Origin of the sequence: Blastococcus sp. HT6-4 (assembly GCF_039679125.1) — a bacterium.
Classification (GTDB): domain Bacteria; phylum Actinomycetota; class Actinomycetes; order Mycobacteriales; family Geodermatophilaceae; genus Blastococcus; species Blastococcus montanus.
Genome location: NZ_CP155551.1, coordinates 1,474,519 through 1,497,679 on the forward strand (window position 1 = coordinate 1,474,519; position 23,161 = coordinate 1,497,679).

General features: G+C 73.1%; 23 protein-coding genes and 1 pseudogene. 13 read left to right on the forward strand and 11 right to left on the reverse strand.

The features are described from left to right. The first annotated feature begins 64 nt into the window (after positions 1–64). The 4 genes from ABDB74_RS07240 (at position 65) to ABDB74_RS07255 (ending at position 3,986) form a co-directional block, all read left to right on the forward strand. Complete coding sequence (locus ABDB74_RS07240) at positions 65–757, forward strand: Pr6Pr family membrane protein (RefSeq protein WP_346622890.1); 693 nt, start codon at positions 65–67, stop codon at positions 755–757. 28 nt (positions 758–785) lie between these two features. After that, entirely contained in the window at positions 786–1,325 is a 540-nt protein-coding gene (locus ABDB74_RS07245) for a DUF1353 domain-containing protein (protein WP_346622891.1), read from the forward strand. Between the two features lie 127 nt (positions 1,326–1,452). Next, on the forward strand, positions 1,453–3,012 hold the full coding sequence (locus tag ABDB74_RS07250) for an alpha/beta hydrolase fold domain-containing protein (protein WP_346622893.1): 1,560 nt from the start codon (positions 1,453–1,455) through the stop codon (positions 3,010–3,012). Between the two features lie 287 nt (positions 3,013–3,299). Next, complete coding sequence (locus ABDB74_RS07255) at positions 3,300–3,986, forward strand: SPFH domain-containing protein (protein ID WP_346622894.1); 687 nt, start codon at positions 3,300–3,302, stop codon at positions 3,984–3,986. Positions 3,987–4,443: 457 nt separating this feature from the next. On the opposite strand, the gene ABDB74_RS07260 is transcribed toward ABDB74_RS07255, so the two are convergent. Continuing rightward, positions 4,444–5,121: a hypothetical protein gene (locus ABDB74_RS07260; protein ID WP_346622896.1), complete on the reverse strand. Its 678-nt coding sequence runs from the start codon at positions 5,119–5,121 to the stop codon at positions 4,444–4,446. Continuing rightward, entirely contained in the window at positions 5,061–5,405 is a 345-nt protein-coding gene (locus ABDB74_RS07265; protein WP_346622898.1) for a hypothetical protein, read from the reverse strand. Before ABDB74_RS07265 ends, ABDB74_RS07260 begins: the two co-directional genes overlap by 61 nt. Before the next feature lie 257 nt (positions 5,406–5,662). Here ABDB74_RS07265 and ABDB74_RS07270 point away from each other — a divergent pair, with 257 nt between their 5' ends. Further along, positions 5,663–6,061 carry a hypothetical protein gene (locus ABDB74_RS07270; protein ID WP_346622899.1) on the forward strand — a complete coding sequence of 133 codons (399 nt, stop codon included), beginning with the start codon at positions 5,663–5,665 and terminating at the stop codon, positions 6,059–6,061. Positions 6,062–6,472: 411 nt separating this feature from the next. Here the strand turns inward: ABDB74_RS07270 and ABDB74_RS07275 are convergent, their stop codons facing one another. The 5 genes from ABDB74_RS07275 to ABDB74_RS07295 form a co-directional block, all read right to left on the reverse strand. Then, positions 6,473–7,414 (reverse strand): DMT family transporter, encoded by a 942-nt coding sequence (locus ABDB74_RS07275; RefSeq protein ID WP_346622900.1) that lies wholly within the window; start codon positions 7,412–7,414, stop codon positions 6,473–6,475. Between the two features lie 55 nt (positions 7,415–7,469). Next, entirely contained in the window at positions 7,470–8,201 is a 732-nt protein-coding gene (locus tag ABDB74_RS07280; RefSeq protein ID WP_346622902.1) for a phenylalanine--tRNA ligase beta subunit-related protein, read from the reverse strand. After that, positions 8,198–8,791, reverse strand: a complete 594-nt coding sequence (locus ABDB74_RS07285) for an XRE family transcriptional regulator (protein WP_346622904.1) — start codon at positions 8,789–8,791, stop codon at positions 8,198–8,200. The genes ABDB74_RS07280 and ABDB74_RS07285 overlap by 4 nt, the downstream gene beginning before the upstream one ends. A 193-nt stretch (positions 8,792–8,984) precedes the next feature. Next, positions 8,985–9,341 carry a PLP-dependent transferase gene (locus ABDB74_RS07290; protein WP_346622905.1) on the reverse strand — a complete coding sequence of 119 codons (357 nt, stop codon included), beginning with the start codon at positions 9,339–9,341 and terminating at the stop codon, positions 8,985–8,987. Between the two features lie 588 nt (positions 9,342–9,929). Continuing rightward, positions 9,930–10,238 (reverse strand): hypothetical protein, encoded by a 309-nt coding sequence (locus ABDB74_RS07295; RefSeq protein ID WP_346622907.1) that lies wholly within the window; start codon positions 10,236–10,238, stop codon positions 9,930–9,932. A gap of 347 nt (positions 10,239–10,585) precedes the next feature. On the opposite strand from ABDB74_RS07295, the gene ABDB74_RS07300 reads away from it, so the two are divergent. Then, complete coding sequence (locus ABDB74_RS07300) at positions 10,586–10,711, forward strand: hypothetical protein (RefSeq protein WP_346622908.1); 126 nt, start codon at positions 10,586–10,588, stop codon at positions 10,709–10,711. A gap of 92 nt (positions 10,712–10,803) precedes the next feature. Here the strand turns inward: ABDB74_RS07300 and ABDB74_RS07305 are convergent, their stop codons facing one another. Further along, complete coding sequence (locus tag ABDB74_RS07305) at positions 10,804–11,220, reverse strand: hypothetical protein (protein ID WP_346622909.1); 417 nt, start codon at positions 11,218–11,220, stop codon at positions 10,804–10,806. 187 nt (positions 11,221–11,407) lie between these two features. Then, entirely contained in the window at positions 11,408–11,698 is a 291-nt protein-coding gene (locus ABDB74_RS07310) for a hypothetical protein (protein ID WP_346622911.1), read from the reverse strand. A 333-nt stretch (positions 11,699–12,031) separates the two neighbouring features. Here ABDB74_RS07310 and ABDB74_RS20675 point away from each other — a divergent pair. From ABDB74_RS20675 to ABDB74_RS07335, 6 genes and pseudogenes are all read left to right on the forward strand, one after another. Beyond that, positions 12,032–12,466: pseudogene (locus ABDB74_RS20675) on the forward strand (GAF domain-containing protein); the annotation flags it as partial. Between the two features lie 222 nt (positions 12,467–12,688). Beyond that, positions 12,689–14,311: a SpoIIE family protein phosphatase gene (locus ABDB74_RS07315; RefSeq protein WP_407062166.1), complete on the forward strand. Its 1,623-nt coding sequence runs from the start codon at positions 12,689–12,691 to the stop codon at positions 14,309–14,311. 305 nt (positions 14,312–14,616) lie between these two features. Then, positions 14,617–15,126, forward strand: coding sequence for an ATP-binding protein (locus tag ABDB74_RS07320; RefSeq protein WP_346622914.1), 510 nt, complete (start codon positions 14,617–14,619; stop codon positions 15,124–15,126). A gap of 743 nt (positions 15,127–15,869) precedes the next feature. Continuing rightward, positions 15,870–16,670: a hypothetical protein gene (locus ABDB74_RS07325; protein WP_346622916.1), complete on the forward strand. Its 801-nt coding sequence runs from the start codon at positions 15,870–15,872 to the stop codon at positions 16,668–16,670. 435 nt (positions 16,671–17,105) lie between these two features. Further along, on the forward strand, positions 17,106–17,489 hold the full coding sequence (locus tag ABDB74_RS07330; protein ID WP_346622917.1) for a YciI family protein: 384 nt from the start codon (positions 17,106–17,108) through the stop codon (positions 17,487–17,489). A gap of 12 nt (positions 17,490–17,501) precedes the next feature. Next, on the forward strand, positions 17,502–18,719 hold the full coding sequence (locus ABDB74_RS07335; protein ID WP_346622918.1) for a sigma-70 family RNA polymerase sigma factor: 1,218 nt from the start codon (positions 17,502–17,504) through the stop codon (positions 18,717–18,719). Between the two features lie 430 nt (positions 18,720–19,149). Here ABDB74_RS07335 and ABDB74_RS07340 read toward each other — a convergent pair whose 3' ends face one another. Together ABDB74_RS07340 and glnA are read right to left on the reverse strand one after the other, a co-directional pair. After that, positions 19,150–20,562, reverse strand: a complete 1,413-nt coding sequence (locus ABDB74_RS07340) for a hypothetical protein (RefSeq protein WP_346622920.1) — start codon at positions 20,560–20,562, stop codon at positions 19,150–19,152. A 534-nt stretch (positions 20,563–21,096) separates the two neighbouring features. After that, positions 21,097–22,530, reverse strand: coding sequence for a type I glutamate--ammonia ligase (gene glnA, locus ABDB74_RS07345; RefSeq protein WP_346622921.1), 1,434 nt, complete (start codon positions 22,528–22,530; stop codon positions 21,097–21,099). 167 nt (positions 22,531–22,697) lie between these two features. On the opposite strand from glnA, the gene ABDB74_RS07350 reads away from it, so the two are divergent. Further along, positions 22,698–23,117, forward strand: coding sequence for an RDD family protein (locus tag ABDB74_RS07350; RefSeq protein ID WP_346622923.1), 420 nt, complete (start codon positions 22,698–22,700; stop codon positions 23,115–23,117). Positions 23,118–23,161: the final 44 nt, after the last annotated feature.

Sequence of the window (23,161 nt, forward strand, 5' to 3'; positions counted from 1 at the left end):
GGGCAGACGATGCGCCCGGTACGTGTGATGTCGCCCCCCGGGGGCTGCTTGGCATGATCCGCGCGTGACCCGGACGACGCCGACCGCTCCCCGCACCGCGGCCAGGGTCTGGTGGGCGGTGCTCACGGTCGTGGTGGCCGCATCCGTCGCGACCCAGTTCGTGCTGCTCCTGACCGACCCCGAGGGCGCGTCGCTGGGCATCGCCGAGCGGATCGTCCGGTTCTTCAGCTACTTCACCGTCCAGAGCGACCTGCTCGTGCTGGCGTCCGTGCTGCCGCTCGTGCGCGATCCCGACCACGACGGGCCGGTCTGGCGGGTGGTGCGGCTGGCCTCGCTGCTCGGGATCACCATCACCGGCATCGTCTACGCCGTCGTGCTGGCGCCGCTGCACGACCCGGAGGGCCTCGACCGGTGGACCAACGCCGGCGAGCACTACGTCTCGCCCGTCCTCACCGTCGTCGGCTGGCTGCTGTTCGGGCCGCGCCCCCGCGTCACCACGGGTGTGGTGCTGCGTGCCCTGCTGTGGCCGGTCGCCTGGATCGCGTGGATCCTGGCCCAGGGGACGGTCACCGGCTGGTACCCCTACGACTTCATGGACGTGGGCGTCCAGGGCTACGCCGTCGCCCTGCGCAACCTCGCGTTCGTCGTCCTGCTCGCCCTGGCGTTCCTGCTGGTGTTCCGGCTGGTCGATCACCGACTGGCGGCCACCGGCGCGGCCGGACGCATCGACGGACGAGAGGCCCCGGCGCTGCGCTGAGCGGCGTCCGGCAGGGGAGGGGGCACAGGTGCCGTTCGAGGTGGGGGACGTCGTCGTCCGGAGGCGGGACGAGACGCGCTGGACGGTCGTCGAGCCGCTGGTGTACGTCGGCAACCGCGACCGGTTCGTCATCCCCGCCGGGTTCGTCACCGACTTCGCCACGGTGCCCCGTGTCGTGGTGTGGCTGGTGCCGCGGTTCGGCCGCTACACCGCCGCGGCGATCCTGCACGACTGGCTGGTCACCGCCGGGATCGTCAGCGGGGTGGTGACCGGCCGGGAGGCCGACGGTCTGTTCCGCCGGGTGCTGCGGGAGAGCGGCGTGCCGGTGGTGCGCCGCTGGCTGATGTGGTGCGGCGTGCGCTGGGGCGCCTTCGCCGACCCGGTGCGCGGCCGGGGCTGGTGGCGCAGCGCGCCGGCGGTGCTGGGCATCTCCCTGCTGGCCGCGCCGGTCGTCGTGCCGCCGGCCGTGCTCATCGCGGCCGCCCTGGTCGTCTACGGCCTGGTCGAGGCGGCCGTCGGGCTGCTCACCGGGACGTGGCCGCGCGACGCGGGGTCCTTCCGCATCTGACGGCGGCGGTCGTGCGGCCGGGGGGAGCGACCGCGCCGCACCGCGGGGAACGGTGTCCCTCCCCGCCCCCGGGGGTAGGCGGGGAGGAGACCCTGATCGCGCGCGACCGACAGCCTCGGAGGCTCCGATGGCCCTGACGTACCCCACCAGGCCCGGCGACATCGACCACCTGATCGCCGACGACCACGCGTTCGTCGAGCGGCAGTTCCAGCACCTGGAGGCCGGCCGCGGCGACCGGAGGGTGCTGGTCGACCAGATCACGATGCAGCTGGCGCTGCACGCCTTCGCCGAGGAGACGGTCCTCTACCCGATCTGGCCCGAGATCGGCATGACCGACGAGCACGAGGACGCCGAGCACGAGCACCAGGAGATCAAGGAGCTGCTCGTCGTCCTCGGCCGGACGCAGCCGGGGGAGGCGGAGTTCGAGGAGGCGCTCGGAAACCTGATCGGGCTCGTCCGCCACCACGTCGACGACGAGGAGTCCGAGGAGCTGCCGGAGTTCCGGTCGAAGGCCGGGCCCGCACGGATGGCCGAGCTGGGGGAGAAGTTCCTGGCGGCCAAGCGCCAGGCTCCGACCCGGCCGCACCCGCACGCCCCCGACGAGGGTCTGGCCGAGCGGATCGCGGGCATGCTGGCCAAGCCGCTGGACCACGTCCGGGACGTGCTCTCGGGCAAGCAGAAGGACATGGCCACCGACCCCTCCGGGCTGCTCGACCCGCAGGCCCAGGCGATCGTCGACGCGCACTCCTCGCTGGGGCTGCTGCCGTTCGAGATCCTCACGCCTGACCAGGCGCGCAAGCAGCCGGGCCCCAAGCAGGCGGTCCAGAAGGTCATGGCCGAGCGGGGCATCGACGGCCCGGAGCCGGTCGGCTCGGTCGACGACCTGATGATCCCCGACGGCGCCGGCGGGCAGCAGCGACTGCGCGTCTACAAGCCCGACGGCGCCGGGCCCGGTGCGCTGCCGATCATCATGTGGCTCCACGGTGGCGGGTGGGTCCTGTTCGACATCGACGACCACTACGACGACTCCTGCCGGGCCCTGTGCACCAAGACCGGTGCGATCGTCGTCAGCCCCGACTACCGGCGGGCGCCGGAGGCGGTCTTCCCGGCGGCCCACGACGACGTCCTGACCGCCTGGACCTGGGTGCGGGAGAACGCCGCCCAGTTCGGCGGTGACCCGACCCGGATGGCGATCGGCGGCGAGTCCGTCGGCGGCAACATGGCAGCGGCCACCGCGCTCACGCTGGCGGCCAACGGCCAGCCGCGCCCACTGGCCCAGGTCTGCGTCTACCCGCTCACCACCGGCGAGCAGTTCGGCGAGTCGATGGCCGACGCCGCCGACGCCCGTCCGCTGAACCGGGCCCTCCTGTCGTGGATGGCGATGCACGCCTTCCAGGGGAAGCCCGAGGCGGCGACGGACCCGCGCATCGCGCTGCTCGACTGGACGCCGGAGCAGCGGGCGAGCATGCCGTCGACGCTGGTCATCACCGCCGGGCGCGACGTGCTGCGCAGTCAGGGGCAGCAGTTCGCGAGGGATCTCGAGGCCGCCGGAGTGGAGACCGGGCACCGGAACTACGAGGGCGTCATGCACGAGTTCTTCGGTGCGGCCGCGGTGCTGGACAAGGCCGAGCAGGCCCAGCAGGAGGCCGCGCAGCACTTCCGGCGCGCCTTCGGGACGGCGGCCTGACGGCAGGCCCGGCAAAACTCCGACGCCCTGCGGCCGCTGGGCGGCTACCATCCTGCCCGCCCGAGGTCAGCAGCCGGGCGGCATCGCCGCCGCAGGTCCTGCGCGTCGGCCGCGGGCATGCCATGTGGGCAAGCGTCTCAGGAGCGCGCGGGTTCGACTCCCGACGCCGTTCGGCGCGTGGTCATCCCGGCTCCGGCGGTCTGCAGCGCCTCGTGCGCTCCCCGCCGGCGCCCGACCGCGCGCCGGACGGTCCGCGCGCCGGCAGACGGGAGAGGAGGGCAGGGAACGTGCAGATCGTCGTCCAGGAGTGGGAGCGGGTCCTGCTCTACCGGGACGGCCGGTTCGAGGAGGTCCTCGGAGCAGGCCGCCACCGCCGGCTGCGCTGGCGGCGCCGCCGGGTCCGCGTGCCGGTCCGGCCCCGGCTGCTCGTCGTCCCGAGCCAGGAGGTGCTCACCGCCGACGGGTTGTCGGTCAAGGTGAGTCTCACCGTCGCGGCGCGGACCGCGGATCCCCGGCGGTGGTACGAGGCGGTCGACGACGCCGACGGCTTCCTCTACGCCGCGCTGCAGATCGCGCTGCGCGAGGCGGTGGGCGCGCGCACCCTGGACGAGCTGCTCGCCGCCCGCGACTCGCTCCCCGACGACCTGCGAGGGCGGGTCGCCGGCTCCGCGGAGGCCGTGGGCGTGGCGATCGACAGCCTCGCCCTCCGCGACGTCATGGTCCCGGCGGAGCTCCGGCGGGCCGCCGCCGAGGTCGCGACCGCCCGCGCCCAGGGGCAGGCCGCTCTCGAGCGCGCCCGCTCGGAGGTGGCGGCGACGAGGGCGCTGGCCAACGCCGCTCGCCTGGTGGCCGAGCAGCCGGCGCTGCTGCAGCTGCGCACGCTGCAGGCCGTCGAGGCCGGCGGGGCGACGGTGGTGCTGACGCAGGGTCCGGCCGGCGTGGACCCGGCCGGAACCGGTCGTCGGGACGGCTGACCGCGGCGTCGCGGCGGGTCCCCGGCCCGGATGCACCGCGGCCCCCGACCTCGATGAGGGCGGGGGCCGCGGCTGGACGACTCAGATGTCGACGACTCAGATGTCGTAGTACACGTCGAACCGGCACACCGAGCGTGACTCCAGAGAGGTTTCCGCAGGTCAGCGCGTCGTCGCGGCGAGGTTCGGTACCGCCATAGGCGCTGATTCGGCCCTCGTTCCCCCTGGTTCTGGGGGAAAACTGGGGGAAACGGCTCGGCGCTCCTCGCTCCTCGAGGACCGCTGAGGACGGCATGCGACCGGCCGAGTGGGGAGCCGGGTGTGTGTCGGTCACGACCAGAACTTAGATCAACTCCCGGACACCGGTAGATCATCTGGGGTGAACGCCTTGGGCGACAGGGCAAGCCCCACGAGCTGGATGTCCGTTCCATGGCGAAGGCGTCGACGTACGGGGCTCCAGTCAGGGCGCCGCCGCCAGCCAGCCCGGATGAAGCAGCAGCTTCTCCAGCCCGACCGCCTCCTGCGCCATCCGCTGCCCGCTGGTGAGGACGCCCGCTGCGGTGTCGGCCAGAGGCCCCGGCCATGCGGCCGCCGCGGCCGCCGCCCGGCTGGGGACGGCGGTCGCGGCGGCCCGGTGACCGTGTGCGAGCAGCGCCTCGTACAACGGCATCGCCGGATCAACGGGCGGCAGGCCGGCGCGGGTGGCGGGGCCGCGGCTCTCGATGTCGTCGTAGAGGGTGGCCGACGCGGCGGCGGGAATCTCCAGGCCGCGAAGGTCCAGATCGCCGAAGTACTGAATGCGGGCCGGGGCCGGCTGCAGCAGCGGGACCGATGCGACCGCGGAGCAAAACTGCCGGCCGCCGCCGTACCCGACCCACCGGGCGGGCCCGCCGGCGACGGCGTGCACCCGAGTCGCCTCCAGCAGCGAGGCGTAGGTGTGGTGATTCTCCGCGACCAGCAGCTCGACCTCTGCCGGGGTGGCCCCGGGTACGCACTGTGCGGCGAACGGCATCGGCACCAGGTGGCAGCGCAGCAGCTGCAGGGTCAGCCCGCCGGAGGCGAACAGCCGGCCCGCCATCAGCGCGTCCAGCCGCTTCTCGTCGCCGAAGAGCTCCAGGCTGCGCTCGCGGAGCGGCACGTTGATCCGTTCCGCGCCGCGCCGCGGAGGAACCCGGCGGCGGCCTCGAGCACCTCGAACTCCTCCGGTCGTCGGGCGATTCGCGCGGCGGCCGGCAGCGCGCTCGGCCACACCCGGCCCGTGTCGGGCCGCGGGCCCGGTGGGGCGGCCGGGGTCCGGCGGACCCACCGCGGCAGCGGCGGGGCGCTGCGCCGGTCGTAGAGCGCCCCGCCGCGGGGCAGCACCGCGGCCCCGGCCCGCTCCAGCTCGGTAAGCGCGTCGAGCAGCTCCGCCCGGCCGGTCACCGACGTGGCCAGCGACCGGTTGAAGTCGACCGCGGCCCGCTAGAGCACGTCGAGCTCGACGGTCTGCCGCCGGAAGGCGGCGACGACGCCCGCCAGGTGCGCGGCCAGCGCGCCGAGCTCCGCGCCGCCCGGCGCGGCCGGTGCGGTCACCTCGCGGCACCGGTGCGGAGGACGCGGACCGCAGTGATGCCGTCGTCCTCGCCGGCCCGGTGATCGCTGAGCCACTGCGGGACTGGAGGGTGACGTAGCGGCGCTGCTTGAGCGTGCCGGGGCTGTTCCGCAGCCGGATCACGATCGGGAACTGCCCGACCGCGCCGAAGTCCTCCACGCCGGTGGGTGAACACCAGTTGCACGCCGTGGGCGGCGGCGACGTCGCGCTGCAGCCGCAGCAGCTCGCGTGGCTGGCGGTACTCAGTGGGTTGTCCAGTACCAGGGTGCCGGCGACGTGCCCGAGGCCGCGGTTGACCCTGCGCAGTCGGGCCAGCGTGCAGTACAGCGCGACGCAGGCGGTGAAATTCTCCCCGCCGGAGTACTCGCCGAGCAGGGTGATGTCGAGCGGTTCGACGGTCAGCGAGCTGTTCGGCTTGAGCACCGTCACGGTGAACCCGCGCGGGGCGACGGCCGCGTGCACGCACCGCGTCAGCAGCGCCAGCTGAGCTGTTGCATGAGCCAGCTGAGCAGTTGCATGAGATTGGCACGGAAGTTGCAACGCCGGGCAGCTCGCGCACAGCTGGTCGGGCACGCACCGCCGGATCAGCCGCGCCGACGTCGAGGCGCGTGCGACCGGCACGCGGGCGATGACGGCCGATGAGGTCCGGTCTCTGCTGCTGGCGCACGCGGTCGCCGGCCCGGCCGGCAATCTGCTCACGGCGCCCGCTCCGCTGGTGGCAGCAGTGACCCACCCAGCGGCGCCGTAGCTGCCCGCAGCGTGCCCGCTGTGCGCGCGAACAGCTCCAGCAGCCCGCCGGGCCACCCCGAGTGGGGCCTTGGGACACGCGCGCCGCGGACTACTCGGCCACCTCGGTGAGCTCGAGTGGCTGGACGCCCTCCGCCCTGTTCGTGGGCCGTCAGCTGCAAGCCGGTTCGACGTCATCTCGGCGCGGCGGCGATTCACCACGGGTCCGGGGCTTGAGCTCGCTGACGAGTACGCCGGCGACGATGAGGGCGGCGCCGACGATGGCGAGGCCGGGCAGTCGGTCGCCGGCGAGGCGCCCGATGACGCCGCCCCACACCGGCTCACCGGCGTAGATGACCGTGGCCCGGGTCGGGGACACCGACCGCTGGGCCCAGTTCATGGTGAGCTGGATGAGGCAGCTGGCGGCGCCGAGACCGATCGCGGCGGCGAGCCAGAGCCAGGAGAAGGACGGAACGGCCTCACCGACGACGGGCATCATCGCTACCGACAGGGCGCCGCCGACGAGCAGCTGTACGACGGTGATCCGGCCGAGGTCGACGGTGCCGGCGTACAGGCCGATGAGGACGATCTCCGCGGCGATGGCGACGGTGCTGACCAGCGTCAGGATCTCTCCGGTGCTCAGCGTCAGCCCCGCCGAACCGGGGTCGGCCAGCAGGACCAGTCCGGTGAAGGCGAGCGCCACCCCGGCCCAGGCGGCGGGCTTGGGTGCGCGGCGGAACACCGCCCACTGCAGCAGCGGCACGAGCGGGACGTAGAGCGCGGTGAGGAACGCCGAGGTGCTGCTGGGGATCGTCTGCAGGCCGATGGTCTGCAGCGCGTAGCCGCCGAAGATCGTCACGCCGATCGCCGCGCCGGCACCCAGCTCCCGCCGGGTCAGCCCGGTCAGCGTCCGGCGGAAGATGACCAGGCTGATCGCGCCGGCGGCGAGGAAGCGCAGGCCGACGAAGAGCAGCGGCGCGCCGTGCTGCATGGCGAGGTGGACGATGAGGAACGTGGCGCCCCAGACGGCGGTGACGGCGATCAGCGCCATCTCCTGCCGGCTGAACCGGACACCCCAGCGGGGACGAGGCCTGGTGTCCAGCGTTGCGCTCACCCGTCGGCCGGCCGGGCGCGCCACAGGTGATCGTGGGCGTCGTCCCGGGGGTGGATCAGCACGGTGCACTTCCGTCGGCGCGGGTGATCAGCCGGCGGTGGAAGGTGGCGTCCGGGCTGTGGGCGAGCAGGCCCTCGGTGAGCGCGTCGGCTGCGGCGTGTGCGTCGTCATCGGTGAGCGGGTCGAGCACGTCGAGGATGAAGACGGCACTGGTGGTGGCGGTGGTGATGCCCGTGCGGGTGCACTGGCGCCAGTTCCAGCGGCGGCAGGTGACGCCGGCGTCGTCGCGCCAGACGACCTCGCCGACCTCCGGGTGCTCGACGACCGCCTCGCCGCCGGCGGTGGTGTCGAAGGCCTCGGTGCCGTCGGCGCGGACGAGTCGCGGCGGGCTGGCGTAGGCGGCGCGGTCCTCCCCACCGAAGGGCAGCATGGAGGCGATGGAGACGGCGTTGTAGACGTCGGTGATCCGGTCGATGCGCGGCAGGCCGCCGGGGTCGATCCGGCGCATCAGCGCCTCGACGCTGGGCCGGGTGCGCTGCGGCTTGGCGCCGAAGGCCCGGTAGGCCTCCCGCCACGCGGCGAGGTGCGGCAGCTCCTCGGGCTTGCGCCCGTCGAGCCGCTCCCGCGTGATCGCCTCGGCGGCGGCAAGAACCTGTTCGCTGGACTCGTCGCTGGGGCCGCCCTGCAGGCCGTCGGCGGTCAGCAGCACCACGCGGTAGTCCGGCCGCAGCGCGAACACCGCGTCGTCGACGGTGGCGGCGGCGAGCCACTGCTGGGGGTCGGTCATGAATGGCTCCCGGTGACGTGGGGCTGGAACACGGTGAGGGCGAAACGGGCGGGGCCGGTGGCGTCGGCGGGGTTGGCGTAGCCGTGGGCGACGTCACCGGCGAAGGCCGCGGAGTCGCCCACGGTCAACCGCTCGGTCCGGTCACCGACGCGCAGGTCGACTGCGCCCTCCAGGACGAGCAGCAGTTCCCGGGTGCCGGCGCTGTGCGCCTCGCTGGTGTTCGCATCGCCCGGCTGCAGCGACCAGTCCCACAGCTCGACGACGTCGGGCGGCTGGGTGCCGGCGACCAGCACCGCCTGCCCGCCGTGGTCCCCGTGCCACAGCACCGGGGCCCGCCCGGCCGCGGTCACGGTGAGGGCGTGCGGGCGCTCGACGTCGACCAGGACGGGCAGCCCGACACCGAGGGCGTCGCTGATCCGCAGCAGCGTGGCGATGCTCGGGTTGCCCTCGCCGTGCTCGATGGTGATCACCATGCGGCGGCTGACCCCCGAGCGGTCGGCCAGCTCATCCAGCGTCCAGCCGCGGGCGATCCGGTGCTGCCGAACCCGCTGCCCGATCACCTCGTTGACCGCGACCACTTCGGCCGTCATCAGTGCCGCCTCCGTTGCGTCATCCCCACCGCACCCCTCTACGCTGCCTCCGACAGTGCAACATAGTGCATCAGGAGGTGCGGTGATGGCTGTACAGGGGCACCGGTCGAGCGACGCGGGGCTACGGGTGGAGACCCGGTTGCGGTCCTCGGACGCGGGGGCTCCGAGCCCGGGCGGCCGTTGAACGTCCCGATCATCCCAGCGTCGACGCGCAGCTCGGCACAGACGGCGTCGGCGGCGCCGGCGTCGGCCAGCGGGCGGCGAGATCGCGATGCGGGTCGCCGGGTAGGCCCGGGTAGCGCACCCGGTCGACCGCGGGATGCGCGGCAAGCCGGCGGGCGAGCTCACCGGCGGACTCCTGCTCCTGGCGCAGTCGCACGGCCAGGGTGCGGGCGCCGCGCAGCGCCAGGTAGGCCTCCAGCGCGCCGGGGGTGGCCCCGGCGACCTCGCGGCGGCGGGCCACCCGCTCGCGGTCGTCCTCGCGCCCGCAGACCACGACGCCGAGCAGCAGGTCGGAGTGCCCGCCGATGGACTTCGTCGCGCTGTGCACCAGAAGTCCGCAGCTCCTCGGGGTTCTTGACGGTCGGCTCGGCCGCGCTCTCGAACAGCAGAACGAAGACGGTCGCGTGCGCCGGCACGGGCAGGGCGTAGCCCATGAGCGTGCCCGGTGCCACGGCGTGCCGGTGGGCGTTCTGCCGTCGGATCGGGATGAGTCCGGCCTGCTGGCGCATCCGGTCGCCGGCGGACGACCTGTCCAGCAGCAGCCCCTCGACGTCGAGGGTCTTCAGATAGGCGATCGCCGGTAAGGCGCCGAGCTTCTTCGTCGCGGCTTTGATGTTCTTCTTCAGCTCGTCGGCGCTGCGGGCGCTGACCCGGAAGGCGACGCCGGTCCAGGCCTCCGGGGGCAGCTTGCCCTCGAGCAGACTGGCGATGCCGTGGTAGGTCGACCCGTAGGTGCTGCTGTTCACTGGTGTCTCCGTGAGATCCCCCGGGTTGGTCCCGGCTGCGGGGCACCGTGCGCGCCGTCTTCCGCCTGACAATCAACCCGGCATCGCGTCAGTCCTGGGACAGCCGCGAACCCGCGTGGACGGGAACTCGTCGGTCAGCAAGTGCAGCCCGGTAGGAGATTTCATTCGGCTCAGCCGACGATTCTCACCGGGACCCACGCGACGTCGTGGCCGCCGAGCAGGCCACTGACCAGCTGCTCCAGCTGCGTCGGCGGGACCGCGGTGTCCTCCGCGCCGGCGGCGTCATCGGCGTCCTCGGAGGACCTGGTGTGCCCGGCGTCGTCTCGACGGGGGCGTGCGGCGGCGTCGGCGGCGAGCGCGTCCTCGACGGCGGCCCGGGTCTGCTCGACCAGGGCGAGGAACCGATCGGCCGCACTGACGGGCGCGCTCGGGTCGGTGGTCGGCACGGGAACGCGCATGGCGGGGGGCGTGGAGGTCATTGCCCGCACCGTCGGCGCGGGCGGTGCCGTCCGCAATGAGCTGTCCCGCCGGGTAAGGGGCGAAGCCCATTGCGCTCGTTGCCGGGCTCGTCACCTTCCCAGGCAGCGGGGCCATCCCCGGGGTCTGGAAGGAAGGGCATGTCCGCCCGAGAGTTGCCGATGATCAAGTCCCGCGCGCGATTGCACGCGGCCGCCACCCAGCGCGCCCGGGTGCGGGTCCGGGGGAGGGTCGCCGCGGTCGGTGACGGGTACAGCGGCACGTACGCAACTCGTGGCTGCGGATCGCCACGGCGGCCGGCGACGTCCGGGTCACGGCGTCGACCAGGAGCACGTTGGGGACGATGCCGGTGGGTAGCAGTGTGGAGCTGGCGACCACGCTGACCGGCATCGTGGACGTGGCCGAGGTCGTCTACTTCGAGGAGAGGGCGCAGCTGCTGGGCTGGTCGCCGGCCGAGGATGACGCGGCGGGTTGACTGAGCCCGCCCGGGACTGTCGGACCCCCGGCGATCGCCCGCAACTCGCGTAGCCAGCGGGCCCCCGCCGGTGCGGCGGGGGCCCTCTGCGTTCAGGTCAGCCAGGGCTGACCCGGCGGCGGCACGGTGATCGGCTGTTCGGCTGACCGGTTCTGGATCCGGCAGGCGGTGCAGCCGAGCGGGTCGGAACCGTGTTCCTCCGTCCACCACCGGGCGACCTCGCCGGCGATGCGGCGCTTGAGGGTGGCCCAGCGGGCCGGCCAGTGATGTTCGAGGTCTTCTTCGGCGCAGTCGGCGTCGCGTGCGAACGCTTCGGCGTCATCGAGGAAGTGATGGCGAGCCCTCTCGACCTGCAGGCGGTTGAGCAGCCGGACGGTGGCGACCAGGGTGATCCAGTCCTGCTCAGGCGGCCGGGACGGTCGGGGCGGCAGGCAGCTGCGCTGGGTGGGGATGGCGGCGGCCGTGCGGGTAGCGGGCGTTGTGGGTTGGAACGCCGTGGGTCGGGACAAGGTGAGCTCCGTTTGGGACGGCGCGTGCCGGTACCGGATGCCCCGGCGATCGCGCGGGGCATCGGTGGATGTCCGACGGTCACCGTGGTGGCGTCCACTGATTGGCCAAGTGCGCCGACGCGGCGACCTTCAGACGGCACGATGCCTCGACGCCGTAGCGGGAAGCTCCGCTTCGCTGTGCTGCTGATCAGCCAGCACGAGCGATGTGGACGGCGTACCCGTGCTGGCGGTCGCCGACGGCGATCACGGCGCGGCCGGTCCGCTCGTGGAGGTCGCGTGCCGACCGTCGGGCGTCGGCGGCGGTCCAGCAGCGCACGGTGTGCGGACCCCAGGCGAGCCAGAACGCCACCTCGCGTGCGGTGTCGGCCGGCAGCCCGGCGTGCTCAGCGGTCGGCTCGGGGGACTCGGGCGGTGCCGTGCCGTCAGTGGCGGGGACGAGGACGACGGTCGGCGAGAGCGGGGCGGTCGGGTACAACATCGGACGGTTCCTGGTGGGGTCGGTGGGCCCGGGTCGGCCCACCCCTCACGGTGCGCAGGAAGGAGCCGTCGGCAGTCAGCGGCGTGGGATCCGTCCGAGTTCGTAAACCACGCCGCACGGTGAAGCTGAGAGCTGCATCGGCCGGGCTGTGGGGGCGCCGACCCGGTCGCGCTCCAGCCGACAGGCCCCGAGTTGGTCTGCGGGTACGGCGCACCTCCCGGCGCGCGCTCGCGGGCACCAACGAACTCAGTCGGACCCGACTAGCAGCCCAGTACCCTTGGTGCCCTCACTCATCGGGACGTCGGCGACGTGTCCCTGTCGCCGGGGGGACGTGTGACTGGCTCACTGCCTTCCGGTGCCGCGCTGCCCCCGCGGTCGGATCCGGCGTTCGAGCGGTTCGCCCGCCTGGTCCGACGTCAGCTGGACGTCCCGGTCGCGCTGGTCACGCTGGTGTCGGTCGATGAGCAGGTGTTCCCCGGCGCGGTGGGGCTGCCCGAGCCGTGGCAGTCGACGCGCAGGACGCCGCTGAGCCACTCGTTCTGCCAGCACGTGGTGCGCTCGGCGGCTCCGCTCGTCGTCACCGATGCCCGCACCGACCCGCTGGTCGCCGACAACCTGGCCATCGCGGACCTGCGCGTCATCGCCTACGCCGGCGTTCCGCTGACCGACGGCGACGGCGTCGTGGTCGGCTCGCTGTGCGCCATCGACAGCCGGCCGCGGACCTGGTCGGATGATGACCTGGCGGTGCTGACCGATCTGGCCGGGGCGTGCAGCTCGGAGCTGTGGCTGCGGGCGGCCCAGCAGCGCGCCGATGACGCCGTCGCCGAGGCGCAGAAGTCCGCGAAGCGGGCGCAGCGGCTACTCGTGCAGCAGGCGATCGACCGCTCCCGGTGGGCGCTGGCGCTGGACGCGGGGAAGGTCGGCACCTTCGACCTGAACCTCGCCACCGGCGCGCTGACCGTCGACGACCGCCTGCTGGAGCTGTCGGGGATGGACCGGGACACCTTCACCGGCCGCCCGGAGGACGTCTACGCCCATGTGCACCCCGACGACGTCGCCGATGTCCGCGCCCGCGTTCAGCACGCCGTCGACACCGGCGGGATCTACGACGCCGAGTACCGCATCGTGCTCGCCGACGGCTCTCACCGGTGGGTCGCCGCCCGCGGGCAGGTGGTCGATGGCGCCGAAGGCGCCACCGGACACCTCGTCGGGGTGGTGCACGACACCACCGACCGCGCCCTGACGCAGCAGCAGACTCAGCAGGCCGCCGCCCGGGAGCGGCTGCTCAGCCGGATCACCGAGGAGCTCAGCGGCACCCTGGATGCCGACGAGGCCGCTCACCGCCTGGCCCGGCTGGTGCTGCCCGCGGTCGCCGACTGGTGCATCGTCACCCTCGTCGACGACGACCAGGCCGCCGGCTCCCGCCGCGGCCTGCGCCCGGCCGCCGCGGAGCACGTCGATCCGGCGATGCGGCCGGTCCTCGACGGCTACGCGCAGGCGCGGCTGGGCGCGCTGGGCGACGAGGCGATCGTCGTCCGGGCGATGCGCACCGGGCGGCTGCAGCTGGTCGGGACCGGCGCCACCGCGCACGCGCTGACGATGCTGACCCCTGGCCCGACGCACGAGGCCATCCGGGCGCTGGCACCCGAAGCCATGACCGTCCTTCCGCTGCCCGGGCGCACCGGCCCGGTCGGGCTGATGACCCTGGCCAACGGTGCCGGCCGTGGCCCGTTCACCCCCGAAGACCTCAACACCGCCCGGCACGTCGCCGGCCGCGCCGGCCTGGTCCTGGACAACGCCCGGTTGTTCCGGCAGCAGCGGGATCTGGCCGAAGGCTTCCAGCGGTCCCTGCTGACCCCGCCGCCGGAACCGGACCACCTGCAGATCGTGGTCCGGTACGTGCCCGCGGCGCAGGCCGCGCAGGTCGGCGGGGACTGGTACGACGCGTTCATGCAGCCCAGCGGCGCGACGCTGCTGGTCATCGGCGACGTCGTCGGCCACGACGTGCAGGCCGCCGCGGCGATGGGACAGATCCGCAGCATCGTGCGGACCCTCGGCGCGCTGGACCACGATGGGCCGGCCGCGGTGCTGAGGCAGGTGGAGCAGGTGATGGAGACCCTGCAGACGCCGATCCTGGCGACCACGGTCGTCGCCCGGCTGGAGCAGACCGACGAAGAACGCGCCGACGGGCTGACCCGGCTCTGCTGGTCGAACGCCGGGCATCCGCCGCCGATGGCGGTCGGATCCGACGGCTCGGTCACCGCACTCACCACCGCCCACACCGATCTGCTGCTCGGGGTGGACGCCACAGCCCCGCGCCGCGAGTCCCAGGTGCACCTGGGCCGCGACACGGTCGTGCTCTTCTACACCGACGGGCTGGTCGAACGCCGCGACTCCCACCTCGATGCCGGCACGGCCCGCCTGCAGGACACCTTGGCCCAGCTCGCCGGCCGGAACCTGGACGAGTTGTGCGACGAACTGCTGGCCCGCATGCTGCCCGACGCGCCCGACGACGACGTCGCTCTGGTCGCGGTGCGACTGCACCCGCAGGACCGGCCGCGCCCGGCCGAGGCCGGTCCCGAGCGGGTGCCACCGAACGTGCCGGCCGACTGACCTCTGATGTCCCTGCTGCGGAGAAACGCAGGTGAACCGGCGGATCGCGCGCGGCGGCGCACTCGGGCGTCGACCATCCGGCGTCGTCCCTCCGGGGGTCGGCATGCCGGACTAGCCATTCCCGGCCGCGGCGACGGCCGACGCGGAGCAGACCGAGACGGGTGTGAGTACCGGCGGCCATCGGTGAGGGGCTAGCGTCGTCAGTCGCGAGTTCGGCGGCTGTACGCCGCCGACCACAGCCTGGGCGCCGCCGGACAGCCGGGGCCGGCTCATGCACCACAGTCGGTCGATCCTCGGAGGGCACGTTGGGCAACGACCTGTGGGGCCACCGCCATCCGCCGCCGACGGGCGCCGACACCGTCCTCGTCGGACGGTGGGAGCCGGCCGGCATCGCAGACCTGACGCGCGCCCGACGACGGCTCGCCGCAGACCTGCAGCATGCGGCCGGCGCCGACGGCGGGGCCGTGGAGCGGCTGCTGCTCGTGTTCGAGGAGATCGGCTCCAACGCGCTGCGACATGGCGGCGCTCCTGTGGACATCACCGTGTGCAGCTTCGGCAACTACTGGCTGCTGGAGGTGGGGGACACCGACGTCAGTACGCCGCCGACCCCGGCCGTCGATCGGGACGCCGCGGACGGTGGCCTGGGCCTGTACCTGGTCGGGCAGATCTGCGGAGCGCACGGCTGGTACGTCGACGGCACCCGCAAGGTCGCCTGGGCGCGGATCGACTACACCCGGGCGGAGGCGCCTCCCGAGGTCACGGCCTCCCTGCCCAGACCGTCGCTCGCCCGGTCCGGATCCGCATCAGCACCCTGAGCAGCCCGGTGTCGGTGATCATCGGCGGCGCTGCGGACGACGCGGTCCGGAAGCGTGGGCGACCGGTGGGGCGCGACAGCGAGGTCAGCGCAGTCGGAGCAGACCGGCTGTGTGCACGCGTCCGCGGCCGGCGTCCTTCGCGGCGTACATGGCTCCGCCGGCGGTGCGGAGGACATCGTCGAACGTCACAATGCGGTGCCGCCACCGCCACCCCGATGCTGCACGAGACCCCGACGGTTCTCCGCCCGACCCGGGCTTCATCCGTGAGGACGGGGAGGAGGTCCTCACCCAGCTCTGTGGCGGCCGTGGACCCGACCGACGCCCGTCGCCGACGTCGACCCACCCGACTGTCCCATCGGCAGGCCGAGCGGTCGTTCGCCGCCCCGGGGCGCGCTACGTCGACGCGGACGCCCGGTCGTTCTCGTCTGCGTGGCAGGCCACCGCTGCTCTCCGCGGCCCGGGGACGTGACGCAGCGGCACGACGAGTGCCAGCGGTGCCGCAGCTCCTTCGACCGGCTGTACCTCGTGGTCCACCCGGCCCGGGGCGGGGCACCGAGCCCAGGCCCGTAGGTCAGCTGGAAGCGGCCTGATTTCCAGCTGGGGCGGCTGCTGGGCGCTCCTGCCGGGCAACAGCCGTACGCGCTGGCCGCCTGACCACCCGCGGGGCTGCGCAACCTGGCACCACCCGCCCGGGCTGCCGGGTCGGCCACCGGGGCCGGTGCCGCCGGGCCGGGCACAGGCTGATGGACTGGGTCAGCGGCTTGCCCGCGTGCACGGTGACGGCGGTGGTCGCCGTCGTGCTCGTGGCCGAGTCCGGTCTGCTCGTCGGGCTGGTGCTGCCCGGCTCGTCGCTGGTGATCGGCCTCGGTGTCCTCGTCGGCGCCGGGCTGGTCCCGCTGCCGGTGGCCGCCCTGACCGTGGCCGCCGCCACGGTGGGAGGCGCTGCGCTCGGTCACTGCTTCGCCGCGCGCGCCGGCTCCGGCACGCTCCTGCCGACCGGCGGGCCGCTTGGGCGGCTGCTACCGGGTCGGATGCGGGACCTGGTCGACCGGGCGGCGGGGCCGTGGTCGGACGCCGTCGCGGGGCGGCCGGTGCGGGTGGCGGGGATGTCGCAGCTCTTCACCGGGTCGCGGACGCTCGCACCGCGCATCGCCGCCCGATCCGGGGTGCCGCTGTCGATCATGCTGCGGGGAACGGTTCCCGCGGCGCTGCTGTGGTCGTGGGGTCTGGTTGCGGCGGGCGCTGCTGCCGGCGCCGCCGCGGCGCTCCTGAACGACATGGTGGCCCTGGCCGGTGTGCCCGTCGTCGTCGCGGTCATCTGGCTGTTCCTGCGCCGGCGCGCCCGTGCTGCCGGCGCTCCACAGGCCCGCCGGCCTACCGCCCGTCGACGCCTCCGCCACCGCGCTTGGCTGCCGGCGCTCGCCGCCTCGACAGGGGCTGCCAGCGTGATGGCGGTCGTGGTCCTGGGCTGCTGCGTCACGGGCGCGACCGCCGCCGCCGCGCTGCCTTCTGCGACAATCCTGTCGACCAGGGCCGGGTCCTGACCGAGGTCCAGGCGGCTGCGGCCCGCGCCGGCGGCTGGATGACGGTGGTCGTCCTGGACGCCGACGGTCGGTCGCTCGTCGCCAGTCCCGGTCCCGGCGCGCCGAAGTACACAGCTGGCTGGTCAAGATCCTCGTCGTCACCCGGCTGCTCGCCCTCGACGCCACTGGGTGCGGGCGCTGACCTCGAAATGGTCGGCCAGCAGCCGCGCCGTCCGTCCCCGGGGACCGCCGGCCCGCAGCTCCTCGACCAGGGCGTACAGCAGGTCGATGCAGTTCGTGCCCGGAATCCAGCGGCAGCCGGGGACGTTCCCGGGTTCCCTTTCGCGCCGGTGGCAGGGTTGCCCGCCGGGTTCCCGTGCCGGAGTGTCCTCATCCGCCCCGTGCTGTTCGTCAGTAGATCGGAGCGGGATCCTCCCGCGGACGTGAGGAGTGAAGATGAACCAGTACCTGCTGTCGGTGTACGAGGTGGAAGGACAGGTGGACGGAGCGCCCGCCACGGCGGAGGAGATGCAGGCCTTCATGGGCCGGGTGATCGCCCTGGAGGAGGAGATGGACCGGTCCGGGGCGTTCGCGTTCGGCGGTGCGCTGCACGGTCCCGACGCGGCCACCGTGGTGCGGGGTGGCACCGGCCGCGACAAGGTGACCACCGACGGGCCCTTCGTGGAGGCGAAGGAGCACATCGGCGGGTTCTACATCGTCAATGCCGAGGACCTCGACGAGGCGCTGTCGTGGGCGGAGAAGGTCGTCGAGGCCATCGGCCACGACATCGAGGTGCGCCCGTTCCGGGCCACCGGGCGGCTGCAGGCCGGCGGCCACTGACGGAGCCGCCGGATGGACGACGTCGAGCGCGCGTTCCGGGAGGCGCACGGTCAGGCCGTGGCGACGCTCACCCGGGTCTTCGGTGACCTCTCGCTCGCCGAGGACGCCGTCCAGGACGCGTTCGTCCGCGCCATGGACCGGTGGCCGGGCGACGGTCTCCCGGACAACCCCGCCGGCTGGATCGTCGCCACCGCACGGAACCGGGCCACCGACGTCGTCCGCCGGGAGCGGCGGGGCCGTCGGCTCACCGAGCAGATCGCGACCGATCACCTCCAGGCCGAGCGCGCCCCGGGCCCGGAGGTGCCGGGACCGCTGCCCGACGACCAACTGCGGTTGATCTTCACCTGCTGCCACCCGGCCCTGGGGCTCGAGCACCAGGTGGCGTTGACCCTGCGACTGGTCGCCGGGCTCACCCCCGCGGAGGTCGCAGCCGCGTTCCTTGTCACCGACGCAACCATGGCCAAGCGGCTGGTGCGCGCGAAGAACAAGATCAAGGCGGCGAACATCCCGTACCGCGTCCCCGACCACGCCGACCTGCCGCGCCGCCTGCAGGCCGTGCTGACGGTCCTGTACCTCATCTACAACGCCGGTGCCGACGACTTCGGGCGGCGGGGCCTGCGGGCCGAGGCGATCCGGCTGACCCGGGTACTGGTCGGGCTGATGCCCGGCGAACCCGAGGCCGCGGGTCTGCTGGCCCTGATGCTGCTCAGCGACGCCCGGATGCCGGCCCGCCGCGACGTAGCCCACGTCGTGCAGCTCGAGGACCAGGACCGGTCACTGTGGGACCGTTCGCTGATCGCCGAGGGGCAGGGACTGGTGCTGGCGTGCCTGCGCCGCCGTCGGCTGGGCCCGTTCCAGCTGCAGGCGGCGATCCAGGCGCTCCATTGCGCCGCACCCCGCTACGAGCAGACCGACTGGGCGGCGATCGTCCGGTTCTACGACCGGCTGTTCGCGGTGATGCCGACGCCGGTGGTGGCGATGAACCGGGCGGTGGCGGTCGCCGAGACCGAAGGCCCGGCGGCGGGCCTTCGGCATCTCGACGACCTGGCGCGGGACCTGGCCGGGTACCACCTGCTGCACGCCGCGCGCGGATCGATGCTGGAGCGGCTGGGACGACGCGATGAGGCCGCCGCAGCCTACGGCCAGGCGGCTGCGCTGGCGCGGACCGCCGCCGACACCGCCTTCCTCGCCCGGCGGCACACCGAGCTCACCCCGGACCAGCCCCTATAGCGGCTGTGCCCGGAGCCAGCAGCGCAATCCCACGAGCGGCTTCGGATCAGCCGCCCTCGACCAACGGCGGGCTGCTCGCCTGCGGTGTAGACCAGCTCAAGCGGCAGCTCGTCCAGGGTGACGTCCAGTGGTGCGCCGATCTGCGTGACAACCAAGCAGTGAGCACCAGGTCGTCCCCGGCGTGGAAGATGCGGCACGACACCCGGGACGAGACGACCGCCGGGGGCGATGGCCGGACGCGGACTGCCCCGGGCTGCCAGATCCACCGGATTGCCGAGATCATGCGGTTTCGCGTTGCACCCGTGGGGCTCAGCTCCAGCCACGCGACGCCGTCCCAACCGCGCCGGTCGGCAGGCCGCTGTGGTCGCCGCACAAGCCGAAGCCCCGCCGGCTGAGAACCGGCGGGGCTTCGGATGACCTCGGCCGAGCACTATCCGCGCTCGACTCGATCGAGGGCGCTGTCCTCGTGCTCCTGGCCGGACTTGTAGTACCGGTTCGCGACGGTAGCGATGTTCTCCCAGCCGCCGACCGCCATCAGCTCACCAGAGGGCAGGCCGAAACGGTCGATCATCCACCGGGCGAACCGGTGGCGCAGCGAGTGCCACGGCAGGTGGGCCATCGTCCGCTTGCGCTCGACGCGCGTGTACGACCGGGTCTGCTCGGACCACTCGTCGCGGACCTCGGTCCAGTGCTCCAGTGGCCAGTCCGCCCGGTCCATCGCCGGGTGCAGCAGGTCGCTGCTGAAGGAGGTGTGCCACTGCAGGCCGCCGCCTTCGGCGGGGAACAGCAGCGCCTCGGGATTAGTCCCCGCAGCCTGCTCCTTGAGCGCTTCGCCGACCCGATTGGCGAGTTCGGCACGCAGGGGATAGCCGGTGAACGTCTTCTTCGGGATGGCCACGCTCCGACGCTTGTCCCCCTTCGGCAGGCAGCGGCGCCCGTTGGAGTCATCGGCCGTCGCGGCCGCGTCGATCTGCCAGTCGATGTGGATGTGCGGCCGGAAACTCTTCTTGTCCTTCCTGTCCTTCTTGCCCTTCGCGCCGTGCCCGTTCCTGTTCCGGCGGGTCTTGGCCATCCGGCAGCAGCCGCCGAGGTGCACGTCGTAGGCGGTCAGTTGGAACTCCTCGCCCCAGCGCGGCCCCGACCCGCTGCTCAGCTCCACGGCCAGCGCGCCCCAGGCCCGACGGGCCGCGGCGAACTCCTCCCGGAGCGCGATCACCTGGGCGAGCGAGGGGGCGTCCTCGTCGCGGACGTACTCCTCGTGCTCGCCGACGCGGCGGGCCCGGCGCCGGCGCTTTGGCGCCGGAGTGCCCAGGACTGAAGGCGCCGGCTGGGCGGCCCCCTCGGGCAGGAGTTCCGCCTGGGCGACGGTGAAGTAGCCGTTCTGCTGACCCCACAGCAGAAAGGCCCGCAGGGCGGTCGTGTTCTGCGTGACCGCCGTCCGCGTGCCGGCCTGGGCGCGCATCTTGTCGCACATCGGACGGTCGACGTCCATGGCCCGGTAGTGCTCGTGCTTGCGGATGCACCGGTGCATGGCCTCGGTGACCTTGTCCAGGTAGGAACCCTTCCACGGCGCCTTGTCCTTGTACGGGCTGCGGGCCTCGAACAGGAACTGCTTGACCATCACCTTGAGCGAAGTCACTGCGAGCGGCCCGGCGGCCGTGCTCACCCGGGCGTCGATCTCGGCCGCCTTGAGCCGCGCCCCGTCCAGCGTCCGGCCCCCGCTGGTGTCGCCGGGAGCGCCGTCGGGCTCGGTCCACTTCAGCCGGAAGTACAGGGTGCTGGTCGGGGCGTAGATGTCGACCACGCCGATCGTCTCGACCGGCGGGCGGCGCGCGGGGCTCACTTCCGCCTCGGCGTGTACGACTTGGGCGCGCCGGCGGGCCGGCCACCGACCGGGCGGGTGCTGACCGAACGCGGGGCGGGGGCGGGGCGCGGTGCGGTGCGGGTGACGGTGGCCGTGCTGACGGTGCCGCGGCCGGCGCGGCCCCGCGGCCTGGGCGGCAGCCCGGCGAACCAGTCCAGGACTTCCTGGCGGGTCCACAGGTTGCGGGAGAAGCCGGCGCGGGGGCGGGGAAGTCCTCGCGGTAGGTGTAATCGCGGGCGGCGTCCACCGAGAGGTGGAAGGCGGCCGCGACGTGCTCGATGGTCCAGATCGGGACCGACAGGTCGATGTTCACCGGACTGTCGGTCCGGACCCCGGCGAGCACGGCAGTCGCTCGGACGATCCGGGTCTCTGGTGACGCATCCGTCGCGCTAGCCACGGGGATGCGCGGGAACGGCGCCGGGCGCAGCACAGCCCCCGCCAGGGGGAATCCGGGGAAAACCCTGGCGGGGGCTGCGCGAATGTGCAGGTCAGGGGCGGTGTCGCCCCCTCCGATCAGATGTCGTAGTACATCGCGAACTCGTGCGGGTGCGGGCGGAGACGGATCGGGTCGATCTCGTTCTCCCGCTTGTACTCGATCCACGTCTCGATCAGGTCGGGCGTGAACACCCCGCCGTCGATCAGGTACTCGTGGTCGGTCTCGAGGTTGTCCAGCGCGGCGTCCAGCGACGCGGGAACCTTCTCGATGCCCAGGGCCTCCTCGGGCGGCAGCTCGTAGAGGTCCTTGTCGACCGGCGCCGGCGGCTCGATCTTGTTCTTCACGCCGTCGAGGCCGGCCATCAGCATCGCCGAGAAGGCGAGGTACGGGTTGGCCGACGGGTCGGGCACGCGGAACTCGATGCGCTTGGCCTTCGGGCTGTCGCCGGAGATCGGGATGCGCAGGCAGGCCGAGCGGTTGCGGGCCGAGTAGACCAGGTTGATCGGGGCCTCGTAGCCGGGCACCAGGCGGTGGTAGCTGTTGACCGTCGGGTTGGTGAAGGCCAGCAGCGACGGAGCGTGGGCCAGCAGGCCACCGATGTAGTGGCGGGCCATGTCGGACAGGCCCGCGTAGCCGGTCTCCGCGTGGAAGAGCGGCTGCCCGTCCTTCCAGAGGCTCTGGTGGCAGTGCATGCCCGAGCCGTTGTCGCCGAACAGCGGCTTGGGCATGAAGGTGGCGGTCTTGCCGGCGGCCCAGGCCGTGTTCTTGATGACGTACTTGAACAGCATCAGGCTGTCGGCCGAGCGCAGCAGCGTGTCGAACTTGTAGTTGATCTCGGCCTGACCGCCGGTGCCGACCTCGTGGTGGCCGCGCTCGAGCTCCAGGCCCGACCTGGTCAGGTTCAGCATCATGTCGGCGCGCAGGTCGCTCTGCTGGTCGTAGGGCTCGACCGGGAAGTAGCCGCCCTTGGGGCGCGCCTTGTAGCCGCGGTTGGGGCTGCCGTCGAGCTCGGTCCGAGCGCCGGAACGCCAGGAGCCCTCTTCGGAGTCGATGTGGTAGTAGCCCTCGTTGATCGAGGTGTCGTACCGCACCGAGTCGAACACGTAGAACTCCGCCTCGGGGCCGAAGTACGCGGTGTCGGCGATGCCGCTGGCGGCCAGGTAGGCCTCCGCCTTCTTCGCCACGTTCCGCGGGTCGCGGCTGTAGGCCTCACGCGTGATCGGGTCGTGGATGAAGAAGTTGACGTTCAGCGTCTTGTGCTTGCGGAACGGGTCCACGAAGGCGCTGTTGGCGTCGGGCAGCAGCAGCATGTCCGACTCGTTGATCGCCTGGAACCCGCGGATCGAGGAGCCGTCGAAGCCGAGGCCATCGCTGAAGGTGTCCTCGCCGAACGTCGACGCAGGGATGGTGAAGTGCTGCATGACGCCGGGCAGGTCGCAGAAACGGACGTCGACGAATTCGACGTCGTTGTCGCGGATGTAAGCGGCGACCTCGTCGGGACTGGTGAACATCGATCCTCCGGGATTGGGCGGGCGGCCGAACGGAACGCTACGAGCGGGGAGTTGCCCCGCCGTGTCCCGAGTGTTTCGGGGCGGTAACAACGACCCCGGCGTGTCGTCCGGGGTGCGGCACCGCGGGCCCGGGGGAGGCCGGGCCGCTGGGTCCTACGCTTGCGGTCATGGTCAGGGATGCCGAACAACCCTCTCAGGCCCCGGCTCGTGGCGCCTCCCTGGGGTTGCCCGCCGACGGGCCCGGCTCGCTGGCCCCGTTCACCAGGCGGGTCGGCGGCTACCTCGTCGACGCCGTGACCTCGGCGTTGATCGCGTGGGTGTTCACCGCGCCCGCCGGACCGGGCAACTGGAGCCTGCTGGTGTTCGGTGTGATGACCGTCGTCACGCTGGTGCTGTTCGGCCAGACGCCCGGGCACCGGGTGTTCGGCATGCGACTGGCGCATCCCACGCCCGGCGCGAGGGTGGCCCCGTGGCGCGCCGTCGCCCGGACGGCCCTGCTGATGCTGCTGGTGCCCGCCCTGCTGGTCGACGCCGACGGCCGCGGCCTGCACGACCGGCTCACGGGTACCGCCGTCGTCCTCGACTGAGCCGCCCGCGTCCATGATCAGGTGACCTGATCATCGAGCGTCCT

What these genes read in the sequence shown, in the direction of transcription:
- glnA (WP_346622921.1), bottom strand. Translation starts at nt 22,530, where the DNA reads ATGTTCACCAGTCCCGACGAGGTCGCCGCTTACATCCGCGACAACGAC.
- ABDB74_RS07350 (WP_346622923.1), top strand. Translation starts at nt 22,698, where the DNA reads ATGGTCAGGGATGCCGAACAACCCTCTCAGGCCCCGGCTCGTGGCGCC.
- ABDB74_RS07315 (WP_407062166.1), top strand. Translation starts at nt 12,689, where the DNA reads ATGGACCGGGACACCTTCACCGGCCGCCCGGAGGACGTCTACGCCCAT.
- ABDB74_RS07325 (WP_346622916.1), top strand. Translation starts at nt 15,870, where the DNA reads ATGGACTGGGTCAGCGGCTTGCCCGCGTGCACGGTGACGGCGGTGGTC.
- ABDB74_RS07295 (WP_346622907.1), bottom strand. Translation starts at nt 10,238, where the DNA reads ATGACCTCCACGCCCCCCGCCATGCGCGTTCCCGTGCCGACCACCGAC.
- ABDB74_RS07250 (WP_346622893.1), top strand. Translation starts at nt 1,453, where the DNA reads ATGGCCCTGACGTACCCCACCAGGCCCGGCGACATCGACCACCTGATC.
- ABDB74_RS07335 (WP_346622918.1), top strand. Translation starts at nt 17,502, where the DNA reads ATGGACGACGTCGAGCGCGCGTTCCGGGAGGCGCACGGTCAGGCCGTG.
- ABDB74_RS07330 (WP_346622917.1), top strand. Translation starts at nt 17,106, where the DNA reads ATGAACCAGTACCTGCTGTCGGTGTACGAGGTGGAAGGACAGGTGGAC.
- ABDB74_RS07285 (WP_346622904.1), bottom strand. Translation starts at nt 8,791, where the DNA reads ATGACGGCCGAAGTGGTCGCGGTCAACGAGGTGATCGGGCAGCGGGTT.
- ABDB74_RS07310 (WP_346622911.1), bottom strand. Translation starts at nt 11,698, where the DNA reads ATGTTGTACCCGACCGCCCCGCTCTCGCCGACCGTCGTCCTCGTCCCC.
- ABDB74_RS07280 (WP_346622902.1), bottom strand. Translation starts at nt 8,201, where the DNA reads ATGACCGACCCCCAGCAGTGGCTCGCCGCCGCCACCGTCGACGACGCG.